This is a genomic window from Aquabacterium sp. (assembly GCF_021768455.1).
In the GTDB taxonomy this organism is placed as follows: Bacteria; Pseudomonadota; Gammaproteobacteria; order Burkholderiales; family Burkholderiaceae_C; genus Aquabacterium.
The window spans coordinates 19,418-31,401 of the sequence record NZ_JAIZVX010000029.1; the positions used below are offsets into that span (position 1 = coordinate 19,418).

Here is an 11,984-nt window from a genome sequence, read left to right on the forward strand (position 1 = left end):
CTTATTCGCCGGTCACTTCCACGGCAGCAGCGTCGGTGCTGCGCTCAACCAGCTCCACATAGGCCATCGGAGCGTTGTCGCCCACGCGGAAGCCCATCTTCAGGATGCGGGTGTAGCCGCCAGGACGCTTGGCGAACAGCGGGCCCAGCACGTCGAACAGCTTGACCACGTTGTCGCGGTTGCGCAGGCGGTCGAAAGCCAGGCGACGGTTGGCGACGGTCGGGACCTTGGCCAGGGTGATCAGGGGCTCCACCACGCGGCGCAGTTCCTTGGCCTTGGGCACAGTGGTCTTGATGGCTTCGTGCTCGATCAGCGAGTTGGCCATGTTGCGCAGCATCGCCAGACGGTGCGACGAAGTGCGGTTCAGTTTACGGAGTCCGTGTCCGTGACGCATGGTGCTAGTCCTTTCTATGTTTACCGACGGCCGGTTCAAGGTACCGCCGGGTGCACCGGATGACCACCTGGCCATCCATCTTCTTCAAAACTTGCTCAGCGCACCGCTGTCATCCAGCGGTGGCCAAAGGTCAGCGCTTATCCAGGCCTTGGGGAGGCCAGGCTTCCAGGCGCGAGCCCAGAGCCAGACCACGGGAAGCCAGGACTTCCTTGATCTCGTTGAGCGACTTGCGACCCAGGTTCGGGGTCTTCAGCAGCTCGGTTTCGGTACGCTGGATCAGGTCGCCGATGTAATAGATGTTTTCGGCCTTCAGGCAGTTCGCCGAACGCACGGTCAGTTCCAGCTCGTCCACAGGGCGCAGCAGGATCGGATCGAAGTTCGTGTTGGGCTTGGCGGCTTCGAACACATTGCCGATTTCGCTGCCTTCCAGCTGAGCGAACACGGCCAGCTGTTCCACCAGGATCTTGGCCGAAGCACGGATCGCTTCCTCAGGCGAAATCGCGCCGTTGGTTTCGATCTCCATGACCAGCTTGTCCAGGTCGGTGCGCTGTTCCACACGGGCGCTCTCGACCGTGTAGCTCACACGGCGAACCGGCGAGAACGATGCGTCCAGCACGATGCGGCCGATGGCCTTGCTCGACTCTTCACCGTAACGGCGCACGTTGCCGGCGACATAACCACGGCCCTTTTCGACCTTGATCTGCATGTCCAGCTTGCCGCCTTGCGACAGGTGGGCAATCACGTGACCCGGGTTGACGATCTCGACGTCATGGGGGGTCTGGATGTCGGCAGCCGTGACCGGACCTTCGCCATCCTTGCGCAGCACCAGCGTGACTTCGTCACGGTTGTGCAGACGGAACACCACGCCCTTGAGGTTCAGCATGATGTGGACCACGTCTTCCTGCACGCCATCGATGGCGGAGTACTCGTGGAGCACACCAGCGATGGTGACTTCCGTGGGTGCGAAACCGACCATCGACGACAGCAGCACGCGACGCAGCGCGTTGCCGAGGGTGTGACCATAGCCGCGCTCGAACGGTTCGAGCGTGACCTTGGCACGGTGACCGCCCAGCGGTTCCACCTGGATGGCTTTGGGTTTCAGCAGATTTGTTTGCATGAGGTCTTCCTGTCAATACCCTCGGCTCGTTACACCGATAAGGCTGCTGGACCAACCGAAGCACATGCTCCGGCCCTGAATTAAAAAGGCACGAGGCCGCACCGCACGACCCGCAGGTCGCAAGGCGCAGCCTCAGCGTTCATCAACGCGAATACAGTTCGACGATCAGCGATTCGTTGATGTCGGAGCCGAACTCGTCACGGTCAGGGGTCTTCTTGAAGACGCCTTCCAGCTTGGCGCCGTCAACCTGAACCCAGCCGGGCAGACCGATGGATTCGGCCAGCTTGAAGGCTTCCAGCACGCGAACTTGCTTCTTGGCCTTTTCACGCACGGCAACCACGTCACCCGACTTCACCAGGTACGACGGGATGTTCACGACCTGGCCGTTCACGACCACACCCTTGTGGCCGACCAGCTGACGGGCTTCAGCGCGGGTGGAGGCGTAACCCATGCGGTACACCACGTTGTCCAGGCGCGATTCCAGCAGCACCAGCAGGTTGGCACCGGTGTTGCCCTTGCGACGCTCGGCTTCGGCGAAGTAGCGGCGGAATTGCTTCTCCAGCACGCCGTACATGCGCTTGACCTTCTGCTTTTCGCGCAGTTGCAGGCCGAAGTCGGAGGTGCGCGAACCGGAGGTGCGACCGTGCTGACCGGGCTTGGTGTCGAACTTGGCCTTGTCGCTGATCGGGCGGCGAGCGCTCTTCAGGAAAAGGTCGGTGCCTTCGCGGCGGGCCAGCTTGGCCTTGGGTCCGAGGTAACGTGCCACTTTTCGTGTCCTTGTCTGTGTCTGACGCCAGTCCCGCCTTCAAGCGGTTGACCGACGCGAGTCTGGCGGATATCGTTGATCGCGCAGACGGTGGGCTTCAAGCGAAAGCACCACACCTCTTGCGCGCGGAGACTCAAAAGCTCAGAAAGCTTTCAGCAACGGCAAAAGGCGCAGTCTCCCGCGCGGAACTTGCGATGATAGCAAGCCTTGGTGATGCAATGCAAGAGCGGCGAACATTCGCCGTCAGGATTTCACCACGCACAAACCTCGCAGGAGCCCTAAGGCCCTTGCGAGGTCTGGTGTGAACCGGTCAGGCACCTGGCCCGACCTGCTCGTTGCCAATCAGATGCGACGACGCTTCTGAGGACGGCAGCCGTTGTGCGGCACGGGCGTCACGTCGGAGATCGAGTTGATGCGGATGCCCAGCGAAGCCAGGGCGCGCACCGACGACTCACGACCAGGGCCGGGGCCCTTGATCTCGACGTCGAGGTTCTTGATGCCTTGTTCTTGAGCAGCACGGCCAGCCACTTCAGCAGCCACCTGGGCAGCGAAGGGCGTGGACTTGCGCGAGCCCTTGAAACCCTGACCACCGCTCGAAGCCCACGACAACGCGTTGCCCTGGCGATCGGTGATGGTGATGATGGTGTTGTTGAACGAAGCGTGCACGTGGGCGATGCCGTCAGCAATGTTCTTGCGGACCTTCTTGCTCACACGACGGGCAGCGCTGTTCGCGGGTGCTTTTGCCATGATTAATCTCTCTTGAACTCAGTCAATGGGCCTGATCACTTCTTACCAGCGATGGCCTTGCGCGGACCCTTGCGGGTGCGGGCGTTGGTGCGGGTGCGCTGACCGCGCATCGGCAGGCCACGACGGTGACGGAAGCCGCGGTAGCAGCCCAGGTCCATCAGTCGCTTGATGTTCATCGAGAGCTCGCGGCGCAGGTCACCCTCGATGGTGAGCTTGCCCACTTCTTCCCGAATCTTTTCCAGGTCGGTGTCGTCCAGGTCCTTCACTTTCTTGTTGAAAGCGATGCCTGCAGCCGTGCAGATCTTCTGCGCGGTGGTGCGACCAATGCCGTAGATCGAAGTCAGACCGATTTCGGTGTGCTTGTGCGGCGGAATGTTGATGCCAGCAATACGTGCCATAACTGTCCTCTGAACCAGTGTGTCGTCGCCAGGTCAGGCGATCAGCCTTGACGCTGCTTGTGACGCGGGTCGGTGCAGATCACACGAACCACGCCCTTGCGGCGGATGATTTTGCAATTACGGCACATCTTCTTGACGGATGCCGAGACTTTCATGGTCTTCTCCTGAACCGCCGATTCCTCAGCGGAAATTCGCCCACGTTTCCGGGGTCACCAAACTCCAGCTCACTTCGCCCGGAACACGACGCGAGCACGACTCAACCATGCAGCGCATGCGTCACGATCAACAGCCCCTGGCGTGAACAAGAGGCTGAAGGGCCTGCATTGTGCCAGAAATGTGACCGCAGCCCACACGACCGCGCGCAAACTGCACCAGAACACCACACCGGTGGGGGTTTCCAGGCCCCCGCCTGCAACAAACCGGTGTCGCTTCACACCAGCCCATCATGTGGCGACCGCCAAGGCGGCCAGGTCAGTTCGACTTGAAATTCGCCTTCTTCAGCAGCGAGTCATACTGCTGCGACATCACATACGACTGGACCTGAGCCCAGAAGTCCATGGTCACGACCACGATGATGAGCAGCGAAGTCCCGCCGAAGTAGAAAGGCACGTTGTACTTGAGCACGAGGAACTCGGGCAGCAGGCACACCGCAGTGATGTAGCCGGCACCAGCCAGGGTCAGACGCGCGAGGATCTTGTCGATGTAACGAGCAGTCTGGTCACCAGGGCGGATACCAGGAATGAATGCACCACTCTTCTTCAGGTTGTCTGCGGTCTCGCGGCTGTTGAACACCAGCGCCGTGTAGAAGAAACAGAAGAAGATGATGGCAACGGTATACAGGATCACGTAGATCGGCTGACCGGGAGACAACAGGCCGGCGAAATCCTTCAGCCAGCGCATGGAGTCACCGGTTGCGAACCAACCCACGGCCGTCGTCGGCAGCAGAATGATCGACGAGGCAAAGATCGGAGGGATCACGCCAGCCATGTTGATCTTCAACGGCAGGTGCGAAGACTGGCCACCGTACACACGGTTGCCGACCTGCCGCTTGGCGTAATTGACCAGGATCTTGCGCTGACCACGCTCAACGAAGACCACGAAATAAGTGACCAGGACCACCAGGGCGACGATGAAGATCGCAGCAGGGATGCTCATGGCACCAGTGCGGATCAATTCAAAGAGGCCACCCATGGCGCCGGGCAAACCAGCGGCGATGCCGCCAAAAATCAGGATCGAGATGCCGTTACCCAGGCCGCGCTCGGTGATCTGCTCACCCAACCACATCAGGAACATCGTGCCGGCCGAAAGGCTGATCACGGTGGTCATGCGGAAGCCGAAACCTGGGTTGATCACCAGACCGGCAGTGCCCTCGAGCGCCACGGCAATGCCGAAGGACTGGAACAGCGCGAGGCCGAGTGCGGCATAACGTGTGTACTGGCTCGTCTTGCGACGACCGGCCTCACCCTCTTTCTTGAGCTGCTCAAGTTGAGGGATCACGTAGCCCATCATCTGCATGATGATGGACGCCGAGATGTAAGGCATGATGCCCAGCGCGAACACGGTAAAACGCGACAGCGCGCCGCCCGAGAACATGTTGAACAGACTCAGGATGCCGCCCTGCTGCCCCTTGAACAACTGCTGCAGCTGGGCAGGGTCGATACCGGGCACGGGAACGTGCGCACCAATGCGGTAGACGACCAGCGCCAACAGCAGGAAAGTCAGGCGACGCTGAAGGTCGCCAAACTTGCCGCTTTGAGCTAGTTGAGAGGGAGAAGTGGCCACGCTGAAAATCCGTTCAGTTCTGGTTCGTGCTGGGTGTCAAAGGCTTATTCAGCCAGCGAACCACCAGCTGCTTCGATGGCGGCCTTGGCGCCGGCGGTGGCGCCGATGCCCTTGAGCACAACCTTGGCAGACAGTTCGCCCGACTTGATGACCTTGACGACCTTGGCGATCTGAGGGATCAGACCGGCAGCCTTCAGGGCCAGCACGTCGACTTCGGCTGCGCCCAGCGCTTGCAGTTCACCCAGGGTGACTTCGGCGTTGTACTTCAGCTGATGCGACTTGAAACCGCGCTTGGGCAGGCGGCGTTGCAAAGGCATTTGACCGCCTTCGAAACCGACCTTGTGGTAGCCGCCCGAACGCGACTTCTGACCCTTGTGACCGCGGCCAGCGGTCTTGCCCAGGCCGGAGCCGATGCCGCGGCCGACACGGCGCTTGGCATGCTTGGCGCCCGAGGCGGGCTTGATGCTATTGAGTTCCATGGTATTCCCCAAAGCGGTGGTGATTTACAGCACCACGACCAGGTAGCTGATCTTGTTGATCATGCCGCGCACAGCAGGCGTGTCTTCCAGCACCGAAGTGCTGTTCAGACGGCGCAGACCCAGACCACGCACGGTGGCGCGGTGATCGGCCTTGGTGCCGATGGGGCTGCGAACCAGCTTGACGGTGACAGTTTTCTTTTCGCTCATGTCAGCTCTCCGGTGTTCAGTTGAAGATGTCTTCAACAGACAGACCGCGCTTGGCAGCGACTTCGGCCGGGGTCGTCGACTTGTTCAGTGCGTCGAACGTGGCGCGAACCATGTTGTACGGGTTGCTCGAACCGAGGCTCTTGGCCACGATGTCGGTGATGCCCATCACTTCGAAGACAGCGCGCATCGGGCCGCCGGCGATGATGCCGGTACCAGCAGGAGCGGGAGCCAGCAGCACCTTGGCAGCGCCATGCTCACCACGCACGTTGTGGTGCACGGAACCGTTCTTCAGCGAGACCTTCACCATGTTGCGGCGAGCTTGGTCCATGGCCTTTTGAACGGCCAGCGGCACTTCACGCGCCTTGCCCTTGCCCATGCCGACACGGCCATCGCCGTCGCCGACCACGGTCAGTGCTGCGAAACCCATGATCCGACCGCCCTTGACCACTTTGGTCACGCGGTTCACCTGGATCATCTTTTCGCGCAGACCGTCGTCACGACCTTCGTCTGCTACCTTGGGTTGAAACTTAGCCATTTGAATTTCCTTCCGGTTGCCGACGGCTTAGAACTGGAGGCCGGCTTCACGCGCGGCTTCAGCCAGGGCCTTGATACGACCGTGGTACTGGAAACCAGCGCGGTCGAAAGCGACCTTCTCGACGCCAGCAGCCTTGGCCTTGTCGGCGATGCGCTTGCCAACCAGCGTGGCAGCTGCCACGTTGCCACCAGCCTTTTCGAGCTGGTCGCGCACTTCCTTCTCGGCGGTCGAGGCCGAAGCCAGGACCTTGCTGCCGTCGCCAGAAATCACGCTGGCGTAGATGTGCAGGTTGGTGCGATAGACCGTGAGACGGACCGCGCCTTGCAGGGCGATGCGTGCGCGGGTCTGACGGGCGCGGCGCAGGCGCTGTTCCTTCTTGCTTGTTGCCATGATGAATCAGCTCCTTACTTCTTCTTGGTCTCTTTCAAGACCACGCGCTCGTCAGCGTAGCGGATACCCTTGCCCTTGTAAGGCTCGGGCGGACGGAAGGCGCGCACTTCGGCGGCGATCTGACCAACCACTTGACGGTCCGTGCCCTTGATCAGGATCTCGGTCTGAGACGGGGTCTCGACCTTGATGCCTGCGGGCATGTCTTTGACGACGGGATGCGAGAAACCGATTTGCAGGTTCAGCTTCTGACCGGCAGCCTGGGCACGGAAGCCCACGCCCACCAGGGTCAGCTTCTTTTCGAAGCCCTTGCTGACGCCGTTGACGGTGTTGGCCAGCAGAGCACGGAAGGTGCCCGACATGGCGTTGGCCGCTGCGGTTTCGTTCACGGGAGCCACCTTCAGGACGCCGGCTTCGTTCGAAACGGTGACCAGTTCGTTCTTGGGGAGGCTCAAGGTGCCGAGCGTGCCCTTGACGGTCACGGCATCAGCATTGATCTGCACGTCCACACCTTGAGGGACGGCGATCGGCATTTTTCCTACGCGGGACATTGCGATTGCTCCTCGGTTAGGCGACGTAGGCGATGACTTCGCCGCCGATGCCGGCAGCGCGTGCCTTGCGGTCGGTCATCACACCCTGGGGGGTGGTGACGATGGCAACACCCAGGCCGTTCTGGACCTGAGGGATGTCGTGACGACCCTTGTAGATGCGCAGACCAGGACGCGAAACGCGTTCGATGCGCTCGATCACGGGGCGACCAGCGTAATACTTCAACGCGATCTCCAGCGTGGGCTTGGCAGCCTCACCGGTGACGGCGAATCCGTCGATGTAGCCTTCGTCCTTCAGGACCTGGGCGATCGCGACTTTCAGCTTAGACGACGGCAGTGCAACGGTGGTCTTGGCGACCATTTGAGCGTTGCGAATGCGTGTCAGCATGTCGGCGATGGGATCACTCATGCTCATGGGATAACTCCTGTTCGTGCCCTGCTGGGATTACCAGCTCGCCTTGGTGACACCGGGGATGTCGCCAGCGAAAGCCAATTCACGGATCTTGCTGCGACCCAGACCGAATTGACGGAAAGTGCCGCGAGGGCGACCAGTCAGACTGCAACGTGCGCGCAGACGGGTCGGGTTGGCATTGCGGGGCAGCTTTTGCAGCTCGAGACGAGCGAGGTAACGCTCTTCATCGGACTTCTTGCTGTCGTCGATGATGGCCTTCAGTTCCGCAAACTTCTTGGCGTACTTGGCGACCAGCTTTTCGCGCTTTTCTTCGCGCTGAATCAGGGACATTTTTGCCATGATTGCCTCAGTTCTTGAAGGGGAACTTGAAAGCCTGCAGCAGAGCCTTGGCTTCGTCGTCGGTCTTGGCGGTCGTCGTGATGCTGATGTTCAGACCACGGACAGCGTCGATCTTCTCGTACTCGATTTCCGGGAAGATGATCTGTTCCTTGACGCCCACGTTGTAGTTGCCACGGCCGTCGAACGAACGACCGGAGATACCACGGAAGTCACGCACGCGGGGCAGCGAGACGGTCACGAAGCGGTCCAGGAATTCGTACATCGTCACGCCACGCAGGGTGACCATGGTGCCGATGGGCATGTTTTCGCGGATCTTGAAACCGGCGATGGCCTTCTTCGACATGGTGACCACGGGCTTTTGGCCGGCGATCTTGGTCAGGTCGGAGACAGCGTGCTCCATGACCTTCTTGTCCGACACGGCTTCCGAGACACCCATGTTCAGGGTGATCTTGGTCAGGCGCGGCACTTCCATGATCGACTTGTAGCCAAACTTGGCCATCAGTTCGGGCACGATCTTTTCGCGGTAGATCTGCTGCAGGCGAGCTTGTTGTTGAGCCATGTTGGACCTCAAGCCTTGAGTTCTTCGCCGCTGGACTTGTAGACGCGCACTTTCTTGCCGTCTGCCAGGAGCTTGATACCGACGCGGTCAGCCTTGCCAGAGGCAGGGTTGAAGATCGCCACGTTGGACTGATGGATGGGCATGGTCTTGTCAACGATGCCGCCGGTGGTGCCCTTCATGGGGTTCGGCTTGACGTGCTTCTTGGCAACGTTCACGCCTTCAACCAGCAGATGGGAATCGTCCACGCGAGCCGTGACGGTGCCACGCTTGCCTTTGTCGCGACCGGTCAGAACGATGACCTGGTCGCCTGTCTTGAGCTTGTTCATTAGAGCTGTCCTTTGCGTTGCACCGAGTTCAAAGAACCTCGGGAGCCAGCGAGACGATCTTCATGAAGCGCTCGGTACGCAGTTCACGCGTGACCGGGCCGAAGATGCGGGTGCCGATCGGCTCCAGCTTGGCGTTGAGCAGCACGGCGGCATTGCCGTCGAACTTCACGAGCGAGCCGTCTTGACGACGGACGCCCTTGGCAGTGCGGACGACCACAGCGCTGTAGACTTCGCCCTTTTTGACGCGACCACGAGGCGCAGCTTCTTTGATGCTGACCTTGATGATGTCGCCAATACCGGCGTAACGACGCTTTGAGCCACCGAGCACCTTGATGCACATGACGCTCTTAGCACCCGTGTTGTCAGCGACGTCGAGTCGCGATTGCATTTGGATCATGGTGTACCCCAACTTGGCCCGATCGGCTGCGCAAACAACTCACGCAACAACGAACGGTCAGTCTTGGGCCCGTAGAACGGGCGGATCTGAACAAGCGACCTGACTTCGAGACACCTGCCGCAGCACCCAACCGGCGTCAACCGGGACTGAGTGAGGATATGCAGGTCAAAGCAAGCCGCTCGAACAGCGAAGCCTTGAATTATGCAGCAGGAAGCTTGAGCGGGTCAAGCCTTTCGTGCAAATGATTTCAGGCAGGGGCGCCAAGGCGACCGCCTTCTGCCGTCAGACCCCGGAGGTGGCCGGGGTCAGGCCAGTTTCAATGGCCGCTCAGGCGGTGCCACCCACGGTGAGGCCGTCGATGCGCAGGGTGGGTTGCCCCACGCCCACGGGGACGGACTGCCCCTCCTTGCCGCAGGTGCCGACGCCGCTGTCGAGGGCCAGGTCGCTGCCGATCAGGCTGACGCGGGTCATGGCGTCCGGGCCGTTGCCGATCAGGGTCGCGCCCTTGACCGGGTACTGGATCTTGCCGTTTTCGACCCAGTAGGCTTCGGAAGCCGAGAAGACGAACTTGCCGGATGTGATGTCGACCTGGCCGCCGCCGAAGTTGACGGCGTAAAGGCCCCGGTCGATGGAGGCGACGATTTCCTGAGGGTCTTTGTCGCCGGCCAGCATGTAGGTGTTGGTCATGCGGGGCATGGGCAGGTGGGCGTAGCTTTCGCGGCGGCCGTTGCCTGTGGGCGCCGTCTTCATGAGGCGGGCGTTGGTCGCGTCCTGCATGTAGCCGCGCAGGATGCCGTCTTCGATCAGGACGGTGCGCTGGGTGGCCTGGCCTTCATCGTCGATGTTGAGCGAGCCGCGGCGGTCCGGGAGGGTGCCGTCGTCGAGGACGGTGACACCCTTGGCTGCGACGCGCTGCCCGATGCGGCCGGAGAAGACGCTGGAGCCCTTGCGGTTGAAATCGCCTTCCAGGCCGTGGCCGACTGCTTCATGCAGCAGGATGCCGGGCCAGCCGTTGCCCAGGACGACGGTCATTTCGCCCGCAGGGGCCGGACGGGCCTCGAGGTTGACCAGGGCGGCGTGCACGGCCTGGTCGACGTACTGCTGGGTGACGGCCTGGGTGAAATAGCTCAGGTCGTGGCGACCACCACCGCCAGAGGAGCCGACCTCGCGGCGACCGGCCTGTTCGGCGATCACGGTGAGGGAGAGACGGATCAGCGGGCGGACGTCGGCGGCCAGGGTGCCATCGGCGCGGGCGATCAGGACAACGTCGTATTCGCAGCCGAGACCGGCCATGACCTGCACGATGCGGGGGTCCTTGGCGCGGGCGCGCTTTTCGACGTCTTCCAGCAGGGCGACCTTGGCCGCGCTGTCGAGCGAGGCGATGGGATCGAAGGCGCCATAGAGGCTGCGGCTGGGCGCGATGGTGTGGGCCCCCACCTTGACACGGCGGCTCTGGCCGGCGGCCGCGATGGTGCGGACGGTGCGGGCGGCATCGAGCAGGGCGGCTTCGGAGATGTCGTCGGAGTAGGCGAAGGCGGTCTTTTCACCGTGGATGGCCCGCACGCCAACACCCTGGTCGATGCCGAAACTGCCGGATTTGACGATGCCTTCTTCCAGGCTCCAGCCTTCGGAGCGGGTGTACTGGAAGTAGAGGTCGGCGTCGTCGACGCGGTGCTCGGTGATGACCTTGAGGGCCTTGAGCAGGGTGGATTCGTCCAGTCCGTAGGGGGCGAGCAGCAACTCGCGGGCGGTCTGGAGGCGGGCGATGGTGGCGTCGACTGCGATCATGGACCCATTGTAGGCACGAGGTGAAGGCGCAGCACAGGGGGTGGACGTATCCCCTGTGCTGCGGCGGGCTCAGAGTTTGAGCAGGGCCTGCACCCGGAGGTGTTCGTCGGGCTTGAAGTGGGCGCCGACATAGGCGGCCATGTCCTGCTGGCGCTGGGTTGCGGAGAGCTGAGGGCTGTCCTGGAGGCGCTGCCATTCGAGCCGGGCGGCGGCCAGGCGGCGCTCCCAATCGGCCCATTCCTCATCGGCCTTGGCCAGGCGCTGGGCCGCGGCCTCGCCGTAGCGGGCGACGCGCTCGGCGTGCACGGCGGCGGGGTCCTTGCCGGGGGCCATCTGGGGTACGGGCTCGCCAGGGTCGGGCGAAGGCGGCGCGCCGGATTCGAGCTGGGCGTGGTAGGCCTTGAAGTGGGCCTCGTCGTCGGCAAAGAAGGCCTGAGCCCAGTCGCCCCCCAGGATCTGCCGGCGAACCTGGCGCTGTTCGTCGAAGACGGCCAGCCAGGTGCTGCGGTCGTTCTGATCGAAGCGGTTGCGCCAGTCGTGGGTGCGCAGGGACCAGTATTTGTCCCAGATGGCCATGATCTCGGCGCTCAGGTCCTTGCCGTGCACGCGAGCGGCTTCGTCGGCCACAAGGCCACGGATGTCTTCGATGGTGACCTCACCCAGGCCCAGGATGAAGTATTCGAAGCGCTGGCGCAGGGCGGCACAGGGCTTGAGCCGACCGGCGGCCACGCACCAGTCGCCCGCCGGTCGGCTCAAGCCCTGTGCCGCCCTGCGCCAGCGCTTCGAATACTTCATCCTGGGCC

19 protein-coding genes are annotated in these 11,984 nt (G+C 62.1%); all 19 read right to left on the reverse strand.

All coding sequences use genetic code 11. The features are described from left to right. Window position 1: 1 nt before the first annotated feature. A complete protein-coding gene (rplQ, locus tag QZ994_RS06070) occupies window positions 2–394 on the reverse strand; it encodes a 50S ribosomal protein L17 (protein WP_290869669.1) in 393 nt (130 codons plus the stop codon). 130 nt (window positions 395–524) lie between these two features. Further along, the gene (gene rpoA, locus QZ994_RS06075; protein ID WP_290869671.1) at window positions 525–1,511 is read right to left on the reverse strand and encodes a DNA-directed RNA polymerase subunit alpha; all 987 of its coding nucleotides are present in this window, start codon (window positions 1,509–1,511) and stop codon (window positions 525–527) included. 142 nt (window positions 1,512–1,653) lie between these two features. Next, window positions 1,654–2,277 carry a 30S ribosomal protein S4 gene (gene rpsD, locus QZ994_RS06080; protein ID WP_290869673.1) on the reverse strand — a complete coding sequence of 208 codons (624 nt, stop codon included), beginning with the start codon at window positions 2,275–2,277 and terminating at the stop codon, window positions 1,654–1,656. A gap of 342 nt (window positions 2,278–2,619) precedes the next feature. Next, window positions 2,620–3,024 (reverse strand): 30S ribosomal protein S11, encoded by a 405-nt coding sequence (gene rpsK, locus QZ994_RS06085; protein ID WP_035036296.1) that lies wholly within the window; start codon window positions 3,022–3,024, stop codon window positions 2,620–2,622. A 35-nt stretch (window positions 3,025–3,059) separates the two neighbouring features. After that, a complete protein-coding gene (rpsM, locus tag QZ994_RS06090; RefSeq protein WP_290869675.1) occupies window positions 3,060–3,422 on the reverse strand; it encodes a 30S ribosomal protein S13 in 363 nt (120 codons plus the stop codon). A gap of 41 nt (window positions 3,423–3,463) precedes the next feature. Continuing rightward, entirely contained in the window at window positions 3,464–3,577 is a 114-nt protein-coding gene (rpmJ, locus tag QZ994_RS06095) for a 50S ribosomal protein L36 (RefSeq protein WP_035036301.1), read from the reverse strand. 316 nt (window positions 3,578–3,893) lie between these two features. Then, complete coding sequence (gene secY, locus QZ994_RS06100) at window positions 3,894–5,204, reverse strand: preprotein translocase subunit SecY (protein WP_290869677.1); 1,311 nt, start codon at window positions 5,202–5,204, stop codon at window positions 3,894–3,896. A 44-nt stretch (window positions 5,205–5,248) separates the two neighbouring features. After that, window positions 5,249–5,683 (reverse strand): 50S ribosomal protein L15, encoded by a 435-nt coding sequence (rplO, locus tag QZ994_RS06105; protein WP_290869679.1) that lies wholly within the window; start codon window positions 5,681–5,683, stop codon window positions 5,249–5,251. 24 nt (window positions 5,684–5,707) lie between these two features. Beyond that, a complete protein-coding gene (gene rpmD, locus QZ994_RS06110; protein WP_290869682.1) occupies window positions 5,708–5,890 on the reverse strand; it encodes a 50S ribosomal protein L30 in 183 nt (60 codons plus the stop codon). Window positions 5,891–5,906: 16 nt separating this feature from the next. Beyond that, complete coding sequence (rpsE, locus tag QZ994_RS06115) at window positions 5,907–6,425, reverse strand: 30S ribosomal protein S5 (RefSeq protein ID WP_290869685.1); 519 nt, start codon at window positions 6,423–6,425, stop codon at window positions 5,907–5,909. Window positions 6,426–6,452: 27 nt separating this feature from the next. Continuing rightward, window positions 6,453–6,815: a 50S ribosomal protein L18 gene (rplR, locus tag QZ994_RS06120; protein WP_290869689.1), complete on the reverse strand. Its 363-nt coding sequence runs from the start codon at window positions 6,813–6,815 to the stop codon at window positions 6,453–6,455. A 14-nt stretch (window positions 6,816–6,829) separates the two neighbouring features. Further along, window positions 6,830–7,363: a 50S ribosomal protein L6 gene (rplF, locus tag QZ994_RS06125; protein ID WP_290869691.1), complete on the reverse strand. Its 534-nt coding sequence runs from the start codon at window positions 7,361–7,363 to the stop codon at window positions 6,830–6,832. Window positions 7,364–7,379: 16 nt separating this feature from the next. Further along, window positions 7,380–7,775, reverse strand: coding sequence for a 30S ribosomal protein S8 (gene rpsH, locus QZ994_RS06130; protein WP_290869694.1), 396 nt, complete (start codon window positions 7,773–7,775; stop codon window positions 7,380–7,382). Between the two features lie 30 nt (window positions 7,776–7,805). Then, entirely contained in the window at window positions 7,806–8,111 is a 306-nt protein-coding gene (gene rpsN, locus QZ994_RS06135; protein ID WP_290869697.1) for a 30S ribosomal protein S14, read from the reverse strand. Between the two features lie 7 nt (window positions 8,112–8,118). Continuing rightward, complete coding sequence (gene rplE, locus QZ994_RS06140) at window positions 8,119–8,670, reverse strand: 50S ribosomal protein L5 (RefSeq protein WP_290869699.1); 552 nt, start codon at window positions 8,668–8,670, stop codon at window positions 8,119–8,121. Between the two features lie 8 nt (window positions 8,671–8,678). Continuing rightward, window positions 8,679–8,996, reverse strand: coding sequence for a 50S ribosomal protein L24 (rplX, locus tag QZ994_RS06145; protein WP_290869702.1), 318 nt, complete (start codon window positions 8,994–8,996; stop codon window positions 8,679–8,681). A gap of 28 nt (window positions 8,997–9,024) precedes the next feature. After that, the gene (rplN, locus tag QZ994_RS06150; protein ID WP_088286487.1) at window positions 9,025–9,393 is read right to left on the reverse strand and encodes a 50S ribosomal protein L14; all 369 of its coding nucleotides are present in this window, start codon (window positions 9,391–9,393) and stop codon (window positions 9,025–9,027) included. Window positions 9,394–9,720: 327 nt separating this feature from the next. Next, entirely contained in the window at window positions 9,721–11,181 is a 1,461-nt protein-coding gene (gene tldD / locus QZ994_RS06155) for a metalloprotease TldD (RefSeq protein WP_290869705.1), read from the reverse strand. Between the two features lie 69 nt (window positions 11,182–11,250). After that, on the reverse strand, window positions 11,251–11,984 hold a 734-nt coding region (locus tag QZ994_RS06160), incomplete at its 5' end, for a lipase secretion chaperone (RefSeq protein ID WP_290869707.1).